The organism is Leuconostoc falkenbergense (assembly GCF_045801155.1).
GTDB classification, from domain to species: domain Bacteria; phylum Bacillota; class Bacilli; order Lactobacillales; family Lactobacillaceae; genus Leuconostoc; species Leuconostoc falkenbergense.
In genome coordinates this window covers 1,847,817-1,870,622 of sequence record NZ_CP174386.1, presented here as the reverse complement: position 1 = coordinate 1,870,622, position 22,806 = coordinate 1,847,817, and the positions used below count along the sequence as shown (strand labels likewise).

Annotated in this window: 28 protein-coding genes, 1 other RNA gene and 1 pseudogene; 21 read left to right on the top strand and 9 right to left on the bottom strand. The window is 38.7% G+C overall.

Annotated elements, in window-relative coordinates; translation table 11 throughout:
* Positions 1 to 151 precede the first annotated feature (151 nt).
* Positions 152 to 805, bottom strand: a complete 654-nt coding sequence (locus ACI3ES_RS09410) for an HD domain-containing protein (RefSeq protein WP_114667341.1) — start codon at positions 803 to 805, stop codon at positions 152 to 154.
* Positions 806 to 1,005: 200 nt separating this feature from the next.
* On the opposite strand from ACI3ES_RS09410, the gene metG reads away from it, so the two are divergent.
* Entirely contained in the window at positions 1,006 to 3,120 is a 2,115-nt protein-coding gene (metG, locus tag ACI3ES_RS09405; protein WP_114667342.1) for a methionine--tRNA ligase, read from the top strand.
* 29 nt (positions 3,121 to 3,149) lie between these two features.
* On the opposite strand, the gene ACI3ES_RS09400 is transcribed toward metG, so the two are convergent.
* Entirely contained in the window at positions 3,150 to 3,650 is a 501-nt protein-coding gene (locus tag ACI3ES_RS09400) for an ECF transporter S component (RefSeq protein ID WP_080518957.1), read from the bottom strand.
* 466 nt (positions 3,651 to 4,116) lie between these two features.
* Between ACI3ES_RS09400 and gap the strand changes: the two genes are divergently transcribed.
* The 17 genes from gap (at position 4,117) to ACI3ES_RS09315 (ending at position 17,441) form a co-directional block, all read left to right on the top strand.
* On the top strand, positions 4,117 to 5,136 hold the full coding sequence (gap, locus tag ACI3ES_RS09395) for a type I glyceraldehyde-3-phosphate dehydrogenase (RefSeq protein ID WP_004913607.1): 1,020 nt from the start codon (positions 4,117 to 4,119) through the stop codon (positions 5,134 to 5,136).
* Positions 5,137 to 5,352: 216 nt separating this feature from the next.
* A complete protein-coding gene (locus tag ACI3ES_RS09390) occupies positions 5,353 to 6,162 on the top strand; it encodes a metallophosphoesterase (protein ID WP_114667343.1) in 810 nt (269 codons plus the stop codon).
* A 138-nt stretch (positions 6,163 to 6,300) separates the two neighbouring features.
* Complete coding sequence (gene fabZ / locus ACI3ES_RS09385) at positions 6,301 to 6,747, top strand: 3-hydroxyacyl-ACP dehydratase FabZ (protein ID WP_004913613.1); 447 nt, start codon at positions 6,301 to 6,303, stop codon at positions 6,745 to 6,747.
* A complete protein-coding gene (locus tag ACI3ES_RS09380) occupies positions 6,740 to 7,198 on the top strand; it encodes a MarR family winged helix-turn-helix transcriptional regulator (protein WP_371866744.1) in 459 nt (152 codons plus the stop codon). Before fabZ (ACI3ES_RS09385) ends, ACI3ES_RS09380 begins: the two co-directional genes overlap by 8 nt.
* A 7-nt stretch (positions 7,199 to 7,205) precedes the next feature.
* Complete coding sequence (locus tag ACI3ES_RS09375) at positions 7,206 to 8,177, top strand: beta-ketoacyl-ACP synthase III (RefSeq protein WP_114667345.1); 972 nt, start codon at positions 7,206 to 7,208, stop codon at positions 8,175 to 8,177.
* A 72-nt stretch (positions 8,178 to 8,249) separates the two neighbouring features.
* On the top strand, positions 8,250 to 8,489 hold the full coding sequence (locus ACI3ES_RS09370) for an acyl carrier protein (RefSeq protein ID WP_004913621.1): 240 nt from the start codon (positions 8,250 to 8,252) through the stop codon (positions 8,487 to 8,489).
* A gap of 46 nt (positions 8,490 to 8,535) precedes the next feature.
* Positions 8,536 to 9,501 (top strand): nitronate monooxygenase, encoded by a 966-nt coding sequence (locus ACI3ES_RS09365; RefSeq protein WP_004913623.1) that lies wholly within the window; start codon positions 8,536 to 8,538, stop codon positions 9,499 to 9,501.
* Between the two features lie 57 nt (positions 9,502 to 9,558).
* Positions 9,559 to 10,497 (top strand): ACP S-malonyltransferase, encoded by a 939-nt coding sequence (locus ACI3ES_RS09360; protein ID WP_004913626.1) that lies wholly within the window; start codon positions 9,559 to 9,561, stop codon positions 10,495 to 10,497.
* Between the two features lies 1 nt (position 10,498).
* Positions 10,499 to 11,230, top strand: coding sequence for a 3-oxoacyl-ACP reductase FabG (gene fabG / locus ACI3ES_RS09355; protein ID WP_114667346.1), 732 nt, complete (start codon positions 10,499 to 10,501; stop codon positions 11,228 to 11,230).
* A gap of 69 nt (positions 11,231 to 11,299) precedes the next feature.
* Positions 11,300 to 12,562, top strand: coding sequence for a beta-ketoacyl-ACP synthase II (gene fabF / locus ACI3ES_RS09350; protein ID WP_036066926.1), 1,263 nt, complete (start codon positions 11,300 to 11,302; stop codon positions 12,560 to 12,562).
* A gap of 2 nt (positions 12,563 to 12,564) precedes the next feature.
* Positions 12,565 to 13,020 carry an acetyl-CoA carboxylase biotin carboxyl carrier protein gene (gene accB, locus ACI3ES_RS09345; RefSeq protein WP_114667347.1) on the top strand — a complete coding sequence of 152 codons (456 nt, stop codon included), beginning with the start codon at positions 12,565 to 12,567 and terminating at the stop codon, positions 13,018 to 13,020.
* A gap of 55 nt (positions 13,021 to 13,075) precedes the next feature.
* On the top strand, positions 13,076 to 13,507 hold the full coding sequence (gene fabZ, locus ACI3ES_RS09340) for a 3-hydroxyacyl-ACP dehydratase FabZ (protein ID WP_004913636.1): 432 nt from the start codon (positions 13,076 to 13,078) through the stop codon (positions 13,505 to 13,507).
* Position 13,508: 1 nt separating this feature from the next.
* Positions 13,509 to 14,885: an acetyl/propionyl/methylcrotonyl-CoA carboxylase subunit alpha gene (locus ACI3ES_RS09335; RefSeq protein WP_114667348.1), complete on the top strand. Its 1,377-nt coding sequence runs from the start codon at positions 13,509 to 13,511 to the stop codon at positions 14,883 to 14,885.
* 53 nt (positions 14,886 to 14,938) lie between these two features.
* Positions 14,939 to 15,778: an acetyl-CoA carboxylase, carboxyltransferase subunit beta gene (accD, locus tag ACI3ES_RS09330; protein WP_004913641.1), complete on the top strand. Its 840-nt coding sequence runs from the start codon at positions 14,939 to 14,941 to the stop codon at positions 15,776 to 15,778.
* A gap of 1 nt (position 15,779) precedes the next feature.
* Positions 15,780 to 16,586 carry a carboxyltransferase subunit alpha gene (accA, locus tag ACI3ES_RS09325; RefSeq protein WP_114667349.1) on the top strand — a complete coding sequence of 269 codons (807 nt, stop codon included), beginning with the start codon at positions 15,780 to 15,782 and terminating at the stop codon, positions 16,584 to 16,586.
* Between the two features lie 71 nt (positions 16,587 to 16,657).
* Positions 16,658 to 17,016: a transfer-messenger RNA gene (gene ssrA, locus ACI3ES_RS09320) on the top strand.
* Between the two features lie 179 nt (positions 17,017 to 17,195).
* A complete protein-coding gene (locus ACI3ES_RS09315) occupies positions 17,196 to 17,441 on the top strand; it encodes a hypothetical protein (protein WP_181809858.1) in 246 nt (81 codons plus the stop codon).
* A gap of 164 nt (positions 17,442 to 17,605) precedes the next feature.
* Here the strand turns inward: ACI3ES_RS09315 and ACI3ES_RS09310 are convergent, their stop codons facing one another.
* The 6 genes from ACI3ES_RS09310 to ACI3ES_RS09285 all read right to left on the bottom strand — a co-directional run bounded on the left by ACI3ES_RS09310 (position 17,606) and on the right by ACI3ES_RS09285 (position 21,316).
* Positions 17,606 to 18,145 (bottom strand): GNAT family N-acetyltransferase, encoded by a 540-nt coding sequence (locus ACI3ES_RS09310; protein ID WP_114667350.1) that lies wholly within the window; start codon positions 18,143 to 18,145, stop codon positions 17,606 to 17,608.
* A 90-nt stretch (positions 18,146 to 18,235) separates the two neighbouring features.
* Positions 18,236 to 18,514, bottom strand: a complete 279-nt coding sequence (locus tag ACI3ES_RS09305) for a hypothetical protein (RefSeq protein WP_114667351.1) — start codon at positions 18,512 to 18,514, stop codon at positions 18,236 to 18,238.
* 46 nt (positions 18,515 to 18,560) lie between these two features.
* Positions 18,561 to 18,719, bottom strand: a complete 159-nt coding sequence (locus tag ACI3ES_RS09300; protein WP_181809859.1) for a hypothetical protein — start codon at positions 18,717 to 18,719, stop codon at positions 18,561 to 18,563.
* Positions 18,720 to 19,094: 375 nt separating this feature from the next.
* Positions 19,095 to 19,370: a hypothetical protein gene (locus ACI3ES_RS09295; protein ID WP_114667352.1), complete on the bottom strand. Its 276-nt coding sequence runs from the start codon at positions 19,368 to 19,370 to the stop codon at positions 19,095 to 19,097.
* A 145-nt stretch (positions 19,371 to 19,515) separates the two neighbouring features.
* Positions 19,516 to 20,025 (bottom strand): ClbS/DfsB family four-helix bundle protein, encoded by a 510-nt coding sequence (locus tag ACI3ES_RS09290; protein ID WP_142511324.1) that lies wholly within the window; start codon positions 20,023 to 20,025, stop codon positions 19,516 to 19,518.
* A gap of 379 nt (positions 20,026 to 20,404) precedes the next feature.
* On the bottom strand, positions 20,405 to 21,316 hold the full coding sequence (locus tag ACI3ES_RS09285) for an alpha/beta hydrolase (RefSeq protein ID WP_181809860.1): 912 nt from the start codon (positions 21,314 to 21,316) through the stop codon (positions 20,405 to 20,407).
* A 304-nt stretch (positions 21,317 to 21,620) separates the two neighbouring features.
* Between ACI3ES_RS09285 and ACI3ES_RS09280 the strand changes: the two genes are divergently transcribed.
* The 3 genes and pseudogenes from ACI3ES_RS09280 to ACI3ES_RS09270 all read left to right on the top strand — a co-directional run.
* Positions 21,621 to 21,791: a hypothetical protein gene (locus ACI3ES_RS09280; RefSeq protein WP_181809861.1), complete on the top strand. Its 171-nt coding sequence runs from the start codon at positions 21,621 to 21,623 to the stop codon at positions 21,789 to 21,791.
* Between the two features lie 88 nt (positions 21,792 to 21,879).
* The gene (locus ACI3ES_RS09275) at positions 21,880 to 22,125 is read left to right on the top strand and encodes a hypothetical protein (protein ID WP_242029675.1); all 246 of its coding nucleotides are present in this window, start codon (positions 21,880 to 21,882) and stop codon (positions 22,123 to 22,125) included.
* Positions 22,077 to 22,364: pseudogene (locus tag ACI3ES_RS09270) on the top strand (MepB family protein); the annotation flags it as partial. The gene ACI3ES_RS09275 and the pseudogene ACI3ES_RS09270, both read left to right, overlap by 49 nt.
* Before the next feature lie 84 nt (positions 22,365 to 22,448).
* Here the strand turns inward: ACI3ES_RS09270 and ACI3ES_RS09265 are convergent.
* Positions 22,449 to 22,790: a ribonuclease G gene (locus ACI3ES_RS09265; protein WP_114667355.1), complete on the bottom strand. Its 342-nt coding sequence runs from the start codon at positions 22,788 to 22,790 to the stop codon at positions 22,449 to 22,451.
* Between the last annotated feature and the right edge of the window lie 16 nt (positions 22,791 to 22,806).

Genomic DNA, 22,806 nt, shown 5'->3' with positions numbered 1-22,806 from the left:
AGTAAGTGATAGTTTGATGTGGATGAAAATACGTCAAAATACCGGTGCTAACAAGCGCCGGTGGACACAATTTTTAGTTGTAATCATCATTTTTAACATTATTTCTCCAAATTCAATATAAGCTTAACATGTCAGTAATTATTCTGCAAGTTTATTTTTCAAGAGACCATTCAGCTTTAAATTCGCTCAAAAAGTCTAGCATGAATTGTTGTCTTGGTATTGCAATGGCACGAGCTGTGTCAGTATTTAGCTTGTCTTTAATGAGCAACAATTTTTCATAAAAGTGATTAATTGTGGTACTGTCATTGCTGCGATAGGTCGTTTTGTCTTTTGCGATTCTGGGTGGAATACTTGGATCATATAAGACACGATTTTTAACAGCACCGTATGTGATTGCTCGTACAACAGCGATAGCACCAATTGCGTCAAGACGGTCTGCATCCTGAACAATTTGACCATTGAGCGTTAAATGAGTTGCATTTCCTAACGAATGTGACCAAGACATATTATCAATAATATCCGTAATAGCTTCGATTTTTTCAGGATCAACGCCAATTGACAATAAAAAGGAAATCATAGCATTTTTAGCAGCAATCACGTCTGCTTCGCTGTCATATAATTTATCGTCATACACATCATGGAGTAAAACGGCTGCATGAACGATAAAGGCATCAGCATCAGGCTCATTAGCCAGAATCTTATCTGCCAGCGCCAACACACGCATAATGTGGTCAGTCCCGTGTCCGGTGTTGTCCTTTGTTAGGACAGTTGTCATGTATTTGGTAATTAATTCAAGTTGTGACATTAAGTTATCTCCTAATCAATTACAGTTTACCGGTTTTGTTTTTAAAATGAAAGTGTCCTTGCTTCGATAAAAAAATGAAATTTCCTATGAAAAATACCTAATTTTGGTTATAATAATCTTATATACTAAGCCTCATATGGCAAAAAACGTACCCATTTCATGAATGAGTTAGGTTACGTTAAAGAAAGAGGAAGACTCATATGTCAGAACCAAACAATGTTTTATTTAACACTGCCAATCACACAGATTCAGCTGTCATTTACGACAAATTTTCAAAGGCAGAGCAACAATTTTCTGTGAAGAAAGACAAAACTTTCTACATCACGACACCTATCTATTATCCATCAGGTAAGTTGCAACTTGGCAATACTTATACGACAGTATTGGCTGATGCTGCAGCGCGATATCACCGCCTTTTGGGTGACGATGTGTACTTTTTAACAGGTACTGATGAACATGGTTTGAAAATCCAACAAAAAGCAAAAGCTGCTGGCACGTCAGAAATTGCCTATCTTGATGGCATGGCTAAGCAAATCAAAGGCTTGTGGCAGTTAATGGATATTTCCTACGATGACTTTATTCGGACGACAGAAGATCGCCATGAACAAGCAGTTGAAAAGATTTTTACGCAATTACTTGAAAATGGTGATATTTATAAGGGTGAATATGAGGGTTGGTATTCTGTTTCAGATGAAGAATATTTCACCGAATCACAACTTGCTGAAGTCTATCACGACGAGCAGGGTAAAGTAATTGGTGGTAAGGCACCATCAGGACATGAAGTTGAACTCGTCAAAGAAGAAGCTTACTTTTTCAAAATGAGTCAATATGCAGACTGGTTGTTAGATTACTACAAAACGCACCCTAATTTTATTCAACCTGAAGCGCGAATGAATGAAATGATTAATAATTTTATTGCGCCCGGACTAGAAGATCTAGCGGTCACGCGGACATCATTTGACTGGGGCGTGCCTGTCCCAGGGGATGAAAAGCATGTGATTTATGTATGGATTGATGCTTTAGCAAATTATATTACTGCGCTTGGCTATGATTCAGATGACACAGCTTTGTTTGATAAATTCTGGCCAGCCAATGTGCAATTAGTTGGTAAAGAAATTGTCCGCTTCCACACGATTTACTGGCCAATTATGCTGCACGCACTTGGATTAGAATTGCCCAAAACGGTTATTGGTCATGGCTGGTTAGTCATGAAAGACGGTAAAATGTCGAAGTCAAAGGGTAACGTTATTTACCCAGAGGTGTTGGAACAACGCTATGGTTTGGACGCAGTTCGTTACTACTTATTGCGTGCCATGCCATTTGGAAATGATGGCGTGTTTACCCCTGAAGACTTTGTCGCCCGTGTGAACTATGATTTGGCAAACGATTTAGGAAACTTACTTAACCGAACTGTTGCCATGATTAATAAATATGAAGGTGGTGTGATACCTGAACTTCATACTGGTAAAACCGCATTTGACGAAGATCTGGTTCGCACTATTGAGGACGCGATTGTTAGCTACAACAAAAACTTCCGTGAACTTCGTACAGCAGACGCACTTGAAAGTGTTTGGACAATTATTCGTCGAGCTAATAAATATATTGACGAGACACAACCTTGGGTTTTGGCTAAAGATGACAATGCTAAGCCGATTTTATCAAGCGTTATGGCACATCTTGCCGGTGCATTACGTGTCGTTGCCGTACTGTTGCAACCGGTTTTGACACAAGCCCCCCGCAAAATATTTGAACAATTGGGCTTGGCGTATGCTGAAAAAGGTGTCGCAATTGGTGGCTTGACATTCGGAAAATTACCAACTGGTGGCCACGTTGTTGCCAAAGGTGAACCAATATTCCCACGTCAAAATGTTGATGAAGAAGTGGCATTTATTTCTGGTTTAGTTTCCAAGGACACTAAAGGAAAAGGTCGTGCTGTAAAAGAAGCAGCTATTGCTGCCGCTAATAAAGACACGACACCAGAAAAAGAATTAATCACATATGATGATTTTGCTAAAGTAGAAATTTTGGCAGCTAAAATCACTGCAGGAGAAATTGTTGCTAAGTCTGAAAAATTGTTGAAATTCACACTTGATGATGGTTCTGGTAAGCCACGACAAATTTTGTCTGGTATTCGTAAGTGGTATGCTGATCCCGCTGTTTTGGTTGGCAAAACTGTTGCAATCGTTGCCAACATGAAGCCAAGGAAAATGGCTGGTGAATTATCTGAGGGCATGATTTTGTCAGCAGAAAAAAATGACATTGTTACCGTTACAATTTTGCCTGATTCAATTGAACCAGGATCTGGTATTGAATAAAAAACACGACTCATATTGAGTCGTGTTTTTTATACTTTTAAATCAATTTGTGGCATGCGTTTGAAAACTGGAATTAAGATTAATGCAACAATTAATCCCATAACTGCCTGCGCAATATTACCAACAATCGAAGCAAGCCCAGCAGGCCAGTTGTACAAAATTGCGCCTGCAAAAACGTAGCCAATAACCATGACAAGACTACCAATTAGTAGAGCAATTGCCTGTGGGAAAATTGATTTGCGATAGCCAATATAGCCAACCAAAAATCCTTCGGCACCATGAATGACTAATGAAAAAATCATCCACTGTGGATAGCCAGCAAGTAAATCAAGTAGTAAGCCACTCATACCGCCAACAATCAATCCGCTTCGAGCACCACCAAGAAGCGCGGCGATGAAAATACCGGCTTCCACAAGATTGACAAAGCCGTTGGTAGCTGGGACGGGAATTTTTATTACATAAGATAGTGCAATGTTAAAAGCGATAATTACCGCCAATATGGCGATATGTTGCGATTTGGAGTTGTGCATATTGTAGTCCTTTGATTGCTTATTTGATCAACGTTTGCAATGTTTTTGATGATATATAATGTATCACTATCACCTTTGAAAAAGCTCATGAGATGGCGGTATGCAAAAATGAAAACGTTTATCATATTCTATCAGTTATTTGTACATAGTGCAATTCGGTTTAGCTTACAAAACGTCATAAGTTTTAATGCTGTTGTTAAAAAATTAGAATAATATGTGCCGTGAAATCAGTATTGTCGTAGTCTGTAATATTCATTGTAATGACTTTATTGTTCTGCCAAAAAAGTATTCTGTGAATGAGAAAAATCTCAGTGTCATTTTTTATATGTGATAATAGTTAAAAAGGGTTGTTTTTTGTTGTTAATCAAGTTCTTTTTTATACGGTCTCGCATTCGCTCATTGTTGAACTTTGTGCTATAATATTGGTGTTGACATAAGTCAAAAATTTTTGGAGGATCTAAAACACATGACTGTTAAGATTGGTATTAACGGATTTGGACGTATTGGCCGCTTGGCTTTCCGTCGCATCCTTGAGTTGTCAGACAAAGCATCAGATATCGAAGTTGTTGCTATCAACGATTTGACAAGTCCTGATATGTTGGCATACTTGTTGAAGTATGACTCAATTCACGGTACTTTGCATGCTGATGTTTCATCTGATGAAAGTGGTATTATCGTTAATGGTAAGCACTATGCTGTTTACTCAGAACGTAACGCTGCTGACTTGAAGTGGGTTGCTAATGATGGTGTTGATTACGTATTGGAAGCTACTGGTTTCTATACTTCAGCTGAAAAGTCACAAGCTCACTTGGATGCAGGTGCTAAGAAGGTATTGGTTTCAGCTCCGGCTGGCGCAGTTCCAACAGTTGTCTACGGTGTTAACCAAGACATCTTGACAGCAGATGACAAGATTGTTTCTGCTGGTTCATGCACAACGCAATCATTGGCTCCAATCGCTAACGTATTGGAAAAGGAATTTGGTGTTAAGACTGGTTTGATGTTGACAGTTCACGCTTACACAGCTTCACAAAGCTTGCAAGATGGACCAAAGTCAGCTAAGTTTGAAAAGCGTCAAGCTAACCGTGATGCCGCTTCAAACTCATTGCCACATTCATCTGGTGCCGCAAAGGCTATCGGTTTGGTTGTACCTTCATTGGATGGTAAGTTGACTGGTTCAGCTATCCGTGTTCCTGTTCCTGATGGTTCAATTACTGAATTGACTGCAGTCTTGAAGAAGGACGTTACAGTTGAAGAAGTTAATGCAGCTATGAAGAAGTACGAATCTGATTCATTTGGTTACAATGGTGACGGATTGGTATCTACTGATATCATCAACGATACACATGGTACTGTCTTCGATCCAACACAAACTGAAGTTGTTGCTGGTGAAGGACAACAATTGGTTAAAGTTGCTGCATGGTATGACAACGAATACGGTTTCACATCAAACATGATCCGTACATTGTTACACTTCGCAACATTGTAAAATTAAAGGCATCACATACCTTAGGGTAAGATGTCATTATGGGAAAACCGCATTAGCGGTTTTTTTGTTGCAATTAATCGCAAAGTGCGGTTTTTAATATACTAATGTTGCAAAAAGTAATAAAAATCAAACAAATCTTAAACAAATGTTGCGATAACAGCATATTCGTCTTAAATGTGATATACTTTACTCAAATATCGAACAGGAGTTCTATTTGTGAAAGTTGCATTTTCTTCAGATAATCACTTTGATTTAAATCACATTGATGTTAAACGCGCAATGCATGCTCAAGCGCTTTATTTGTTAAATCAAAATGTTCAATTATATGTTATTGCTGGTGATTCATTTAATGATTTTGCAGAAACGTTATCTTTTGCACAAGAAATGCAGACGCTGGTGCAAGACAAAATGGCGATCCGATTTATTGCTGGTAACCATGATATGGGCAAAAATGCTAGTTATGACGAGTTAGAAAGTGACATTGATCCACTATATTTCCATAATAAATACATCGACTTAACTGATGACGTAAGATTAATCGGTAATAATGGTTGGTACGATTATAGTTTTGTCGGTCAGGACTATACACAAGCACAAATTGAACAATTTAAAAAAGCTTTCTGGTTTGATCGTCGAATTGATCAGCCAATGAGTGATAAAGAACGCTTTGATATTAACCTGAAACAGATTAACGAGCAACTGTTAGCCGCTGGCAATCGTCAAACCGTTTTAGTGAGCCACTTTGTGCCAAGAGACGACTATATCAAACGTTTTCCGAATGGAAATGCAAGGTTAGATATGGCCAATGCTTTTTTGGGTAGTAATCGACTGGGACAAGCGTTAGATCAATCCTATACAATCGCCACGGTTACTGGCCATTTACATTTACATCCTGCGCCACTGAAAGTAGGTAATAATATTTATTATAATGCTGCTGTCGGTTATAATACTGCTCGGGTTCAGGAATGGCGGAGTGACGATTTTATGACGGAATGGCAGAATCGACTAATTGTTTTAACTTTTTAAACACCCGCGTGTCGGGTGTTTTTTATTACCAACAAAATTTTTGAGTCACAAAATTAGTTTGACAATCGAAATACTCTGTGATAACATTTGACTATCATATATTTTGATTATCGAAGTATTTCTTAGAGAGGAACCATTATGGCAGTTCTTACAACGACTGAAATTATGAATTTGATCCCGAATCGTTATCCTATTTTATATATGGATTACGTTGAGGAGATGGTACCGGATGAATCAATTGTGGCAGTCAAAAATGTCACGATTAACGAGCAGTTTTTCCAAGGACATTTTCCGGGAAATCCCGTGATGCCTGGTGTTTTAATCATTGAATCACTAGCGCAAGCAGCATCAATTTTGATTTTATCCTCACCACAATTCAAGGGCAAGACAGCCTATATGACAGGTATTGATAACGCTAAGTTTAAGAAAATGGTTAAACCTGGCGACGTCTTGAAATTGCATGTCACATTTGGTAAGTTACGCGCAAACATGGGAAGCGTATTGGTCGAGGCCAAAGTTGATGGTAAAACTGCGACATCAGCAGAGTTGATGTTTGTGGTGGCACCAGATGAAAAAAATGACTGAAGCAATTACAACTGATTTTGAAAAAATAAATAGTGACCTTGTTGATGTTTTTAACAATGTAATGTGGATTGAAGAAGCTTCCTTGAAACGTAGTTATTTTTCAGATATTACCTTGAAAGATATGCACACCATTGATGCTATCTCAATGTATGATGAAAAAAGCGCTTCGCAAGTGGCTCGAATGATTCATCTCACACCGAGTGCGATGACCACAGCCATTGATAAATTAGTACAAAAAGGTTATGTTGAGCGCCGCCGTTCACGAACTGATCGGCGTGTTGTTAAACTTGGTTTAACGCATAAAGGACGAGTGGTTTACCGTGCACATCAAGGCTTCCACCGTGATATGGCTCATAATTTTATGGCGGGTATGACAACAGAAGAAGCTTCTGCTGTACAGCGCGCCATTCATAATTTAAAAAGTTATTTGATGGCAATATTGAGTAAGTGAGGGCAACATGGAACAAATTAAAATGGTTGCAGTTGCGAGCCATTCACCCGAAAATGTGGTGTCAAATGATGAATTAAGCAAGTTGATGGATACTAATGATGAGTGGATTTATACGCGCACTGGTATTCATCAGCGACACGTTGTTACAACCGAAAATACGAGTGATTTGGCAACTAGTGTTGCTAAGAAACTGTTAGAAAAAACAGGCATTGCACCAGAAACGCTTGATTTTATTATTGTCAGCACTATGTCGCCTGATAGTTTGTCACCTAGTACGGCAGCAATTGTTCAATCAAATATCGGTGCAAATAACGCATTCGCATTTGATTTAAGTGCAGCTTGCTCGGGATTTGTTTATGGTATGAGCGTTGCTTCTAGTTTGTTAATGACACGCTATCGCCGTGGCTTAGTCATTGGCGCTGAAGTCCTTTCGAAGCTAGTTGACTGGCATGATCGAACCACAGCTGTCTTGTTTGGTGACGGCGCAGCTGGCGTTATCGTTGAACGCACACAGGAAAATGTTGGCTTGTTAGCTGAAGAACTTAGAACTTTTGGTGAAAAAGGTGATAATCTAGTTGCCGGTAAATTTGCAAATGATAATCCATTTTCAAAAGAAATTAGTGCACTCGATCCGTATTTTCATCAGAATGGCCGTGAAGTGTATAATTTTGCGACCCGAGAGGTGCCCGAGGCACTGCAAGCAGCTTTAGAACAGGCTAAAATATCGCCAGACGATGTTGACTATTATTTACTACATCAGGCCAATTCTCGTATTGTAGCTTCAATTGCTAAACGATTCAAACAACCGATGTCAAAGTTTCCAATTAATATGGCAATTAATGGCAATACGAGTGCAGCAAGCATTGGTATTTTACTAAATGATTTAGTTGAGTCAGGTCAAGTACATGCTGGACAGACCATAGCATTAGCTGGATTTGGTGGTGGTCTTACCGTTGGCGCACAAGTTTGGCAATTATAATCAATTCGGTGTAGTCGGCTGCACCGCAAAAATCTAACGACTATACACACATTTTACAGGAGAATAATTAACATGACAGACGCAGAAATTTTTGACAAGACAAAAGAAATTTTGGTTGACCAATTTGATTTGGAAGATGATGAAGTATCATTAACAACTGACTTAACAAATGATATTGATGCTGATTCATTAGATTTGTTTGAAGTTTTGAACCGTGTTGAAGATGACTTTGATATCAAACTTGCCGTGGCAGAAGACATCAAGACAGTTCAAGACTTGGTTGACAAGATCAAGGAACAGTTGGCTGCCTAATTGATGCGGGAAACCGCGTACATACTATAAGTTTAAGGATGAGAGCATGACAGTAAAAATAACAAACCCAATCTTTGAAAAATTAGGCATGAAATACCCTATTGTCGAAGGGGGAATGACGTGGGCCGGAACAGGTGTTTTAGCAGCAGCAGTTTCAGAAGCCGGTGGTCTTGGTATTATTGGTACTGGCTATTGGCATGGAGAAGATGTACGCCGCGAAATTAAGCGTGCAAAAGCGTTAACTGACAAGCCATTTGGTGTCAATGTGATGCTACTGAGCCGCCATATCCGTGAAGTTTTTGATGTTATTATAGAAGAAAAAGTTGCAGTGGTTGCCACTGGCGCTGGGGATCCATCACCTTTTTTGGATGAGTTACATGCAGCAGGAATTATTGTTATGCCAGTTGTACCATCAGTTTCTTTGGCTAAAATGATGGAAAAAAAGGGTGTTGATGCCGTAGTTGCTGAAGGTATGGAATCAGGTGGACATATTGGTATGTTAACCACAATGGCTTTGGTACCTCAAGTTGTTGATGCGGTTGATATTCCAGTGATTGCAGCTGGTGGCATTGGTGATGGTCGCGGTGTGGCTGCTGCATTTATGTTGGGAGCTGCCGGCGCCCAAATGGGAACTCGCTTTTTAACAGCAGCTGAGTCAGAAGTCCATCCTAATTTTAAAGCTAAGATTCTAAAAGCTAAAGATATTGATACAATCGTAACAGGTAATTTACTTGGCAATCGTGCGCGTGTTTTGAAAAACAAAATGGCGAAATCGTTTGTTAAAAACGAGGTGAATGAACTTCAAAAAGAAAAGCCAGATGCCGAAGCAATTGAAAAGTTGGAATCTGGTACGTTGAAGCGTGCTGTACAAGAAGGCGATAAAGACGGTGGTGCTTTCATGGCCGGTCAAATTTCTGGTTTAATTCATGATGAAAAGCCAGTGGCTGAAATTCTAGAAGATATTTGGGCACAAGCAACCGACTTAATGGGTGTTGAGAATACAACAAAATAGGACGATAACCCAATTTGATTGGGTTGTTTCTTATAAATATGGTATATGGGGTTTAACATGAAAATTGGTTTATTATTCAGTGGTCAAGGTGCCCAACAAGTGGGTATGGGTTCTGATTTGTATGAAGCTTTGCCGGTATATCGTGAGACAATCGATCAAGCCAGTGAAATATTGGGGTATGATTTAGCAACAGTTGTTCAAGACGAAGCAAAAATATTCCAAACACAGTATGCGCAACCAGCTATATTGGCAATGAGTGTGGCCATAGTTAAGGCATTAGGTGAGCGATTACCACAACCCGTAGCTAGCTTAGGATTGAGCTTGGGTGAGTATTCAGCACTGACTGTGGCAGGTGCATTTAGCTTTGCACAATCTGTTGCCATTATCAAAGATCGTGGTGCTTATATGCAAGCTGTTGGCGACAAAAATCCTGGTAAAATGGTTGCAGTTATGGGAGATGATCAGCAATTAGTTGTTGATGTATTGACGGCAATGCAATCAGATGGCAAACGTGTTTATCCAGCTAACTTTAATACATTCTCTCAATTAGTAATCGGTGGTATTGCCAATGATGTTGATGAAGCGGTTGTTAAACTGACGGATGCGGGAATTAAGCGAACCGTTGAACTACCTGTAACAGGCGCCTTTCACACACCACTTTTGAAGGATGCCGCGGCACAGTTGGCAACGCGATTAGCAGATGAAACGTTCAATTCGTTGCAGTATCCGGTTTATTCTAATACAACAGCTAAACCATTTGAAGTTAATCAGTTACATGAAACTTTGACAAAACAGATCACATCACCTACCTACTTTGCTCAAGATATTGAGCAAATGGTAGCTGATGGTGTCGATACATTTATCGAGATTGGTCCTTCAGAAACATTGGTTAAATTTGCCAAAAAAATCGCACCTAAAACGATCAAACGTTATGCGATTACAGATTTGACAAGTTTTAACGAGGTCAATGAATTATTGATGAAAGCAGAGGTGTAACATGCCAGATTTTACAGGAAAAACAGTATTGATTACGGGATCTTCACGTGGAATTGGTCTAGCCATTGCTAAAGCTTTTGATGCTGCAGGCGCGAATTTAATTTTACATGCACGTTCAGAAATTAAAGCAGAAACATTGGCAGAATTTCAACATGATGTTCGAGTTTTACAATTTGATATTGCCGATGCAGCAGCGGCTGAAGCAAGCTTAAAAGCCCTTTATAAACAGGAAAATTTTCAAGGAATTGATGTTCTAGTCAACAATGCTGGTATTACGAAAGATCAGTTGGCGATGGGCCTAACACCTGAAGATTTTGCACAAGTTGTGAACGTTAATCTTAATGGTACCTTTAATGTCACGCAACCAGTATTTAAAAAGATGATTCGCCAGAAACATGGTGTGATTATCAATTTGAGTTCAGTGGTTGGCTTAATGGGTAACATGGGGCAAACTAATTATGCAGCCTCAAAAGCTGGTATTATTGGTTTGACAAAATCTTTGGCTAAAGAAGGTGCAAGACGCCATATTCGCGTTAATGCCATTGCACCTGGTATGATTGTGTCGGATATGACGGCTGCCTTGCCTGAGGCTACACAAGCTGAAATTCTTAAAAACATTCCCTTGGCACGTTTTGGACAAGTTGACGAAATCGCACAAACGGCATTGTTTTTAGCCGAAAACGACTATATCACTGGACAAACTATTACAGTTGATGGCGGTTTATACATATAAACTGCATTATCGTAAAATAAAGAAAGGAAAGGCGTGTACGGTGAGTTGACCGTGAGCGCTCAAAATATTATGACACGAGTAGTAGTGACAGGACTTGGCGCAGTAACGCCATTAGGTAACGATACACAATCTTTTTTGGATGGTATCTTCAATGAAAAAATTGGTATTAAGCCAATCACAAAATTTGATGCTTCAGAAACTGGCATCACCGTAGCAGGACAGGTTGATGGTTTTGATCCAGCATTACGTGTTGGTAAGCGAGATGCTCGTAAGATGGACCTATTTGCGCAGTATGCCATTGATGCTGCTGATCAGGCTTTGGAAAACGCTGGTTTGAAAGCTGATGCCGATGCTGATGTACCAACTACCGTTGCAGATCCAACACGTTTTGGTGTGATTTTGGGGAATGGTATTGGTGGTTTGACAACGATTCAAGAGCAAGTTATCAAAATGCATGATAAAGGGCCGCAACGTGTCAGTCCATTATTTGTGCCAGAATCAATTCCCAACATGGTTTCTGGAAATGTATCACTACGTTTTGGTGCTAAGGGTATTAACTCAACAATTGTGACCGCTTGTGCTTCCGCAACTAATGCAATTGGTGAAGCCTTCTGGCGTATTCAATCAGGTAAAGCTGATGTAATGTTGACTGGTGGTTCTGAAGCAACTGTTAACGAAATTGGTATTGCCGGTTTCGCAGCTTTGACAGCTTTGTCAAAAGAAGAAGATCCGACGCAAGCTTCTAAACCTTTTGATAAGAACCGTCATGGCTTCGTTCTAGGTGAAGGTTCTGGTATTTTGGTAATTGAAAGCTTAGAGCATGCACAAGCACGTGGGGCTCATATTTTGGCTGAGCTGGTTGGTTATGGCGCCTCTTCTGACGCTTACCACATGACGTCTCCTTCGCCTGATGGTGAAGGTGCTGCACGAGCAATGCGTGATGCATTGAATGATGCTAATTTAGATGCTAATCAAATTTCCTACATCAATGCGCATGGTACGGCTACGGGCGCCAATGATTCTGGTGAAGCGCATGCGATTGCAACAGTATTTGGTGAAAATACGGTGCCTGTATCATCAACTAAGGGGATGACCGGTCATTTGTTAGGTGCTGCTGGTGCAATTGAAGCATTGATTTCTGTCGGTGCCTTAACACGTGGTGAATTACCTGTTAACGTTGGTGTTGATGAACAAGATGATGACACAAAAGTGGTTAATTTAGTTGATGATGATACAAAGCATCAAGCACCTGAATATGTACTGAGCGCTAACTATGGTTTTGGCGGACACAATGCTGTCATTGTCTTTAAAAAATGGCACGAAGAGGCTTAAAAATGAGTTTAGATATTGAAGAAATCCGACAACTAATTGCTGATTTAGAAAACAGTTCATTACGTGAATTTGAAGTGACTGATGGCGATTTTAATTTGCATTTGTCAAAAAATGAAGCTGCATCAATCATCAATCCAGTTGCAGCAACACAAAGCACACCTCAAGCACCAGCAGCTCCTGTTGATGCGCCACATGCATTGGCACAGCCGGAAACAGCAGGTGTTGAAATTGTTGCGCCAATGGTTGGTACGGTTTATTTGCAGCCTAAGCCAGAAGCACCAATGTTTAAACAAGTTGGTGACAAGGTCACGGTTGGTGAAACAGTAGCTGTTATCGAAGCAATGAAACTGATGACAGAAATTCATAGTGAAGTTTCAGGAACAATTAGCGAAATTCTGGTAGAAAATGAAGAAGTGGTTGATTACAATAAGCCACTTTATGTTGTAAAGCCAGACTAAGCGGCTTTGAATAAATTACCAATGTTTTTGACCATTAAACGATAAGGAGCCAGTCATGACAGTTCTAAATACACAACAAATTCAAGAAATTTTACCCCATCGTTATCCAATGTTAATGTTGGATACAGTTGAGGAATTAGTCCCTGGTGAAAAAGCAGTGGCTATTAAAAATATTAGTGTGAATGAAGAAATTTTTCAAGGACATTTTCCCGGTAACCCAACATTTCCCGGCGCATTGACGGTTGAAGCATTGGCACAAACTGGTGCAGTTGCACTATTATCAATGCCTGAATTTAAGGGAAAAACAGCCTATTTTGGTGGAATTAAAAAGGCTCGTTACCGTCAAATGGTGCGTCCTGGGGACCAATTACGTTTAGAGGTAACACTTGATCGCTTGCGTGGCCCAATTGGTACAGGCAAGGGTATTGCTTGGATTGGGGACAAAAAAGCGACTACTGCTGAGCTAACATTTATTATTGGAGAGTAACATGTTTAAAAAAGTGCTTGTTGCTAATCGTGGTGAAATTGCGGTTCGCATTATTCGAACGCTAAAAGAAATGGGCATTGCTTCAGTTGCTATTTACTCAACAGCCGATAAAGACAGTTTACATGTACAAATCGCTGACGAAGCGATTGCTGTTGGGGGACCCAAGCCTAAGGATTCGTACTTAAATATGAAAAATATTTTAAGTGCTGCCTTGCTGTCGGGAGCCGAGGCAATTCATCCGGGCTATGGTTTTTTAGCTGAAAATACATTGTTTGCTGAAATGGTTGGCGAAGTTGGTATTAAATGGATTGGTCCTAGGCCAGAAACAATTGAGTTAATGGGTAATAAAGCCAACGCACGTGAAGAAATGCGACGTGCTGGCGTACCAGTGATTCCTGGTTCAGAGGGATTTATCCGTGATTTTCATGAAGCGAAAACAGTTGCTGATAAAATTGGTTATCCTTTGTTGCTGAAAGCTGCTGCTGGTGGTGGCGGTAAAGGCATGCGTTTTGTTTATGGTGAAGATGAGTTATCAGATAAATTTGATGATGCTCAGAACGAAGCACGTGCTTCGTTTGGCGATGATCACATGTATATTGAAAAAGTTATGTCACGTGTCCGCCACATTGAAATGCAGGTGTTCCGTGATGAGAATGGTCATGTTGTTTATTTGCCAGAACGAAATTGTTCATTACAACGAAATAATCAAAAAGTGATTGAAGAATCACCAGCTACTGGTGTAACGCCTGACATGCGCGCCCATCTTGGCGAAATTGTTACTAAAGCCGCAAAGGCTTTGGCGTATGAAAATACTGGCACCATTGAATTTTTGCAAGATCGTGATGGTCATTTCTATTTTATGGAAATGAATACACGTATTCAAGTCGAGCATCCGGTGTCTGAGATGGTCACTGGATTAGATTTAATTAAGTTACAAATTCAAGTTGCGGCAGGTTTAGACTTGCCGGTCGTTCAAGATGACGTCAGCGTTAAAGGCCACTCTATTGAAGTACGTTTGACGGCTGAGCAGCCAGAAAAACACTTTGCACCTAGTGCTGGAACTATTGATTTTGTCTTTTTGCCAACTGGTGGACCGGGTGTTCGTATTGATTCAGCCTTATTTAATGGCGATAAAATTCAACCATTTTACGATTCGATGATTGGTAAATTAATTGTTAAAGCTGATGATCGTCCAACAGCCATGAAGAAAATTCAACGCGTAGTTGATGAAACTGTTGTTCGTGGTGTAGCTACTAGCCGTAATTTTCAAAAAGCTTTGTTAGCTGATCCACAGGTTCAACGTGGCGAATTTGACACACGTTATTTGGAAAGTGAATTTCTACCAAGATGGACGCAAACATTGCCAGATAATCAATAAAATGACTACCGTATGCGTCTAACGTGTGCGGTATTGTTATAATGGAGAGAAAAATGGATTTATATGAAAATAAAAGTTCGAAGGAAAAAATCAAACGTGATGCGTCTGTGAATGATCGTATTCCAGATGGCCTTTTCCTTGCTTGCCCTTATTGCGGTGCTCAGATGTATAATAAACAGCTTGGAGAATTTCGAGTATGTGCTAATTGTGGCTATGGCTTTCGTTTGCAAGCGCGCGAACGTGTCAGTTTGTTAACTGATAGTTTTGAAGAAATGGACGCCGATATTCAAATGACTAATCCAGAATTTCCGGGTTACGCCGAGAAGTTAGCACGAGCACAATCACAAACAGAGCTAGGTGAATCTGTCCTGACGGGTCTGGCAACAATTGAAAAACAAAAAGTAGCATTAGGTGTCATGGATTCATATTTCATGATGGGTTCGCTGGGTTCAATGACTGGTGAAAAGATTACGCGTCTCTTTGAATATGCAACATCTCATCGTTTGCCAGTCGTACTATTCACGGCTTCAGGTGGGGCGAGAATGCAAGAGGGAATTCAATCGTTGATGCAGATGGCTAAGGTATCTGCTGCTGTTGCGCAACACCAAGAGGCTGGTTTATTATATCTTGTTGTTTTGACAGATCCAACAACGGGTGGCGTGACAGCTAGTTTTGCCATGCAAGGTGATATTACTTTAGCTGAGCCCCATGCATTGGTAGGTTTTGCTGGGGCCCGCGTGATTGAATCTACAATTCATGAAAAATTACCTAAAGATTTCCAGCGTGTTGAAACATTATTAGAAAATGGTTTTGTGGATCAAATTGTGCCACGTGAGTCCTTGGCACCAATGATTGCTAAAATTGTTAAGTTGCATACAAGTCTAGAGGAATAATATGTCAGCAGATATTTTGAATAGTTTGAAAATTTTCAAGCGTGAATTGACGCCAGCTCAAGTCGTAAAAAAATCTCGAGAAGATCGTTTCATGGCGCGTGAAATTATTGATGGTATATTCACTGATTTTGTCGAATTGCATGGTGATCGATTGAGCGGGGATGATATGTCAGTTATTGGGGGGATTGCGGCTTTAAACGGTCAGCCAGTGACGATTATTGTCATTGACAAGGGAACTGATATTCATGATAAGTTGAGTAAACGCAACGGTTCTCCAGAACCTTGGGGCTATCGTAAGGCGCAACGTTTAATGCAGCAAGCGCAACGGTTCCATCGACCAATTATCACATTTATTAATACACCGGGTGCTTTTCCAGGTAAAGAGGCTGAGGCACAGGGACAAGGGGAAGCGATTGCCAAGTCTATACTTGAATCAATGAAGCTGACGGTACCAATGATAGCCATTGTTTATGGTGAAGGTGGTTCGGGAGGTGCACTGGCGCTTGCCACTGCTAACCAAGTTTGGATGTTTCAGAATGCTACGTATTCTATTTTGTCGCCAGAAGGATTTGCATCAATTCTTTGGAAAGATAGCAAACGTAGTGATGAAGCTGCCGCCGTTATGGGGCTAACCGCAAAAGATTTGTTTGAAAAAGACATTATTGAATATATTGTGCCGGAATCACACAATCATCCCCGTGTCTTTAATTTAATCAGAAAAAGACTGGATGATGAAATTAAAGCGCTGAACCAGTTAACGCCAAGTGAACTGGTCAATCAGCGACGTGCGCGTTTTAGAGCTTTTTAAGCATGATTGACATTTAACCTGTGTTACAATTAATATGATGACAGTTTATAATAAATTGTTTATTATGTTTTGGGTCTGTTTTTTGGAATTCGACAGGCTGTTTAGAGCATTGGCTGCGTTTCGCCGTCCGGGCGTTAAACGGGCAGACATTTTAACTGCAAAAAACGAAAACTCTTACGCAATCGCTGCTTAAAAACCAGCAATACGTAGCTTAATCTTGGTTTCTGACGTCTGAGGTTAGGCCATAAAAGGTCAGATCGCATTGTTGTTTACATCTGGAAGGGCAATGTTAAATTTATCAGATTAGTTAATTTGATTAGCCGTGTGTTATGGCGTACAAGTTAATGAAATTCAAATGATAACACTATAAGCGTAGGCGCCAGTGTATCGGACGGTTTGGACAGGGGTTCGACTCCCCTCAGATCCACTAGTGTATGTCATGGTGTTGCATAGGGTTTCAAAACCTTGATGTAACGCCTTTTCTTTTGAAAAACTGATGGCAGTGTCTATAAAATTACCAAAAATCAATAAGTTGATAGGCGTTTGTATGTTCTCTGTCAAAGGACGAATTAATAATTGATATTATTGAGTGATTTAGAGGAGAGAAGGATGATGTGGCGGATGGTTTATTGGGTTGTTATTGTTTTAATTGTGCTTGTTGGCTGTTATTTGGTGTACAGAAGCTACAAGTATAGTGAAATTGAGCTGGTTTGGTGGGATTATTTGTTATATATATCTGTATTTGTATCATGGATTATGGTCGGAAGAATAACGGATACTACAGGTTTTGTTTCTCTGGGCACCACTTTGGTAGTACTATGCTTAATGTTAATGACACAAAAGAAAAACCAATAAAAAAGTCAAGTGCTAAACTCGTGGAGTGCTTGACTTTTTTGGTAAGAAAAAAATATTTTATATTTTCTAATGATTTGTCACATTTTTTGAGTATTTGCTGTTAGTGTGATTGATTATTGTTACTATCAACGTGGGTGATGCATTTTTTTCTGTTGTGAGCGTGATTAACGTTGCGTTGCAAACCAGTCATCTTGAAAAATAGCATAGTAATCAATGTCAACCCATTTGCCATCATAAAAAATTTCATCTTTTGCGGTGCCTTCCTTGACAAAACCGACCTTTGTGTAGGCTTTTACGGCACCAGTATTGAATGGATAGACGGATAACTTGATTTTATGCATATTAAGGTTATTAAAACCATAATCAAGAATCAGTTTCATTGCTTCTGTACCATAACCTTTAGAACGATCTTCAGCTTTAGGAAAACCAATCCCCAATTCGCAGGAGTGATTACGAACGCTAATGTCGGTTAACGTCACATAACCAATCAAACTATCATCATTTGTTTTTCTGATTGTGAACGACACATTTTCAGAACTGTCAGTGTTTTCTAAAAATATTTTTTCCCGGTCATTGGCAGTGTAGGGATGAATCATATCACTAGTTAATGTTGACAGAAAGTTTTCATCCCATTGCCAGTTTGCTAAGTTTTCACCATCTGTTTCATGATAATGTGATAGTTTTACATTTTTTCCGATAAACATGTTTTAATTCTCCTATTTTGAATAAAAATTAACATCTATAAAAAGTATTTTTGCACTTGCCTATGATTGCCTTTGTGTCGGACAATGACGTTATAGATTTTCTGACTCTCGTATGAGTGTTAATATTTCTTTGTTTGCTTCATGCTCAAACAAAAATTCGGCACATTTTATAGCGCCATTGTTAGTTTCTGATAACCCTAAATCATATGTGAACATAGAAGCGTTCATCAGCATAGCAAGGCGCCAAGCCTCATCATTGTATTTGATAACATTAATTTCAATGACGGTAGCAAAATTCGATTCGCTAAATGTCATGTGACTTAACATCAAACCAGCGTTTTTAACAGTTCTTTTCAATTCTGTTTTCATTTAATATCCCCATATATCGTTATGTACGCACTCTGTGAGTGCTTTTTTACTTGTATAGTATTAGAGCAGAGTAGCAAAAAAAGGAATCAGTATACTGGACTTCAATAATTTCGTGACCGTCTGTTTCCAATTCAGCTAAAGTACCGTTTAATCTTTCAACGAAACTTTTAGCAGTCCAAAAACCAGTTATAATTTGTGTTTTCATATTTCATCCCCAATAATGCTTTTAACGTGGTTCTGCACGTAAGTTTTATGATCGCTTTTACAAAATAATAAATTGTCTTATAAGCAAAATAGTTACCCAATTTTTCTATATCTGTTAGTAAACCAGCCGACTAAGCTAACAATGGTTACAACTAATGAAGTTGCTAAACAAGATACGTAGTATGTTTTGTTTATACCATGGAATCCAAATTTAATCCCAAAAACGTAGTCAGGATGAAGAAATAAGAAGTATCCAGATATAATTACTAAAATAATTGTTAATATGGACCAAAATGTGTTTGCTTTCATGATGAAAATGCTCCTAATTGAATCTGTGCTATTTATAACTCCATGAGTGCTTTTTTATACTAGTTAATTAGTCCTCTAACTCAATATCAGGACGGCGTTGAACAATAATCTTTTTATCTAGGGTAATTGATACACCTTGTTCAAAGTAACCACTAGCTTTTACCGTGGCTTCGTTTTCGCTAACTTTTAACACTATAAATGGTCCACCACTAAAATCATTAGAACTATCCCCAATGATGATATTGCCCTGTTCATTATCGGTAACGATTGTGTTTTCAGGTGTAATTAGTTGCCAACCATAAGCTACTGTTTGTGTATTAGTTTCTTGACTATCTTTTGACATTGTTTATTTTCCTAACTGTTTTATTGAATGCTTTTAACGTGGTTCTGCACGTATTATTTGCTGTTAAGTACCGAACTAATTACCTATTGAAATAATGAGTCATTTTTTTTGTTTCATATCACTGAGGAAAGTTGTATCTAATTCATCAGAGAGCACTCTTTTTCCATTTGCGAATTTTGGTTCTAAATGTTTTAAACGGTGCGACAGAATTGATATGAACCCATTTCCATACTGGCCATTGTGCGTTTGTCGTTGCCCACTGACGTTTATTCGGTTCAAATAAGACATCTTCTGGGAGTGATTCAACTAAGTGGCAGAGTTCTGCCACACTTGAGTTTAATAATTCAATTAATTCTGGTAGAGAGTAATGATTGTAAGTTTCATAAAAAGAGGTATATAATCCGCCCAGATTGTTCCATTTGTAACCTTTTGCTGGTACATCAACTTTTTTACCTGCTTTTTCATCTTGTTCCCAACTTAATAACGAAGTAATCCAGCCAAGTTGATATGAAAGATTTTCAGATGGAGTACGATCGACTTCTTCAATGCTTTTATCTTTCAAATCATTTGGTATGTTACTGAATTCATTGATGTATTTTTTATAGTTAGTCTTAATAGCCATAATTAATTCATCTTTACTAGCATATGATTGCATTTTAAAACGCTCCTATGTTTTTATTTTTCGGGGCAATAGTTTATTGTGTTGGTTAGTAGTTATAGTCATTAATGTTAATATAATCTAAGGCGTAAACCTAATATTAGAATGAGCAATTATTTTTTAATTTTGTCCTGTGGCTCATCTTTTTCAAACTCTGCCACGGTTTTTCCGCTAGCAAAGGCACCAAATATTGATTGAATTAAATCGACGATTACTGTCAGCATAGTTTGATAACCTCGTTATTTTCTTTATTTTAAAACGATTAACAACGCAACGAAAGAGCCTGATTCCTAAGTATTAAAAATTAAACGCTTAGCACGTGGTTTTGCTTTTAACGAAAAGGCTGAAATCAAAGTTACCCACAGACAAATACTGATCAATGCGTGATTAAGTGCTTGACGATACTCAGTGCCTTTTCTGCTTCTGGGACAGGAAAAGTAACAAATACGTGATTCATTTTTGGAAAAATATAGAAATTGACGTTATCATTATCGCGACGTGATAATTTTTTCACATCAGCGTAGAGAATGTCATGCGTACCGGAAAAAATATCAACCGGTGGGAATTTGCTGAAATCAGCGTTGATTGGGCTAACAAGAGGTGCGTCAGTCTTAAAGCTGCCACTATATATTTCCCCTTGATAAGCTAGTGCTTCTATATTTAGTAGTGGATCTGTGTGCTGAATCGACTTCATATCAGGGTTTGAGTTGCTGATATCTAGCCAAGGAGAAAATAAAATAACACGATGGGGTTGCGCTATTGTTTCATGTTCTAATAATTCTAATAGTGACAAGCAAAGACCACCACCGGCAGAATCGCCCATCAAAGTGAGCGCGGATGACATAATATGGTATTTGTTAATCGTTTTTTTGTAGTTATCTAAGATATACGGCAACACATCGTCAGCAGTGTAGCGTGGCGATTTGGGATAAACTGGTATGATGACTCTTGCTTGATTCGCATCAGCCAATTTTTGTAGCATTTTGAAGTGTAAATTAGAAGGTTGCCACCAGTAGGCACCACCATGAAGGTAATATATCGTTTTAGAAATTTTTTTATTTTGTGGCTGTATTTCAAAAGTTGTTTCATCTATTTGCGCAACTTTGTGAATGTTAAATTTTTTTTGCGCTGCTTTGGGTAGTTTATAAGGTGTTTCACTATCAATCAGTGCTTTTTCAAAATTCTGCTCTTTTCTTTCGTCTTTGACTAAGGGGATGGGACGAATTATTTTTTCCAATAGCGTGGCGCGCCAACTTCTTTTATTATTAAGAGATACGATAGAAATCATAATGTGTGTCCTTCTCCTTAAAATGGTTTGTTCTTGATAATACTGTTTTTGCGTTTCGTGTTCATGATTTATTGATTTAATAATATCAGACATGCAAATACAATAAAAGGTATTATGAGATATTCATTGGGGGAAAGTCATTATAGGTTAATTAAACAAATTTCTGTCATCGGATTTCGTGTGACTAATTGACAGGGTAGGTTTATTTTTTTCGTAAATACCTATTGATCATGATTTCTTTGATTAGCGACCATTAATCATGTATCATCACAATAAGAATAGTTTTTGAACAGAGGGGCCAATCATGACACTAAAAACAGCAGAATATGTGATGAATATTAGTTTACTGAGTAGTATGCTATTGTCTTGGATTATAAATGCTTTATGGTTCAACGTTTTAGCGAGCATTGTTATCGCTGCATCATTATTGAATTATTTTATTATTTATAAAAGACAATCAAGTGGTGATGAATAACGAATTAGGAGAGATTTATGAAAGTACATGTAACGCAAAGGAAAATCAATTTATCAGTAGTTAATGCATAACGGGAGGAGAATGTATTATGAAGTCTCTTAAAATAATAAATCGCGTCGAAACGAATGTTTTAGGCATGTCTGTATCAGGTGTAACACTGGAAGTGCAAAATAGTGAGTACGAAGGGATGACACTACAACTTGGTGACCATTTTGTTCGTACTCGGCTTGCAAAAAAACTCCTACTAAGCAAGGTTACTTTGTTGTATGTTGGGAAAAAAATTGTCAAAATAAAAATCAACCGTTTACGGTCGAAAATAGTCCAGAGCGATTGATTGTCAATATTACAGATGGTGAGAAAAGCGGTCAGTTTGTGTTTCCCAAAAGTATATTAGTTAGAAAAAGTATTTTAAGCCATGATGATGTCGTTGGTAAAATGGCTTTTAGAGTTTACCCTATTTGGGAATCTAACTTAAATCAAACTGCTAAAAAGACACAGGATTGGCAAATGCCGTACTTTATCGATTGCAGCCAATCAGTGTTAGATAAAAATAAGATTGCAAAGCTTTTCTAAGTCCGGTCAGATGATATTGCCGTATGTTGAAAGGGGTGTTATTTGTCTTGTTAAGTATGTACGCACTCAACGAGTGCATGATTTTCAGTAATTATTGCTATTTACTACCGAAGAAATAATAGCTGCGAAGAACATAAAGTACAATACCATGATTGCGATGGCAATGATAAATTGAACGATTCCAGCACGGTTCCAAGTTGCCTGTACAGCTTTGAATGTCTCGACATCCTTATAATCGCCTTTTTGCCATGCCCATTCATTGCCTTTAAAACCGCAGACAAAAATCCACACAAAGTTGAAAACTGGAATCAGGCAGAGGAGTGGTAAGTATGTTTTATTACCAATACCCCAAAAAATGTTGTACATAAAGGCGCCCCAATTCCAACCTTTAACTTCTGCTGGTACATTGATACCATTTTCATCCATAATTTCTCTCCCGAAT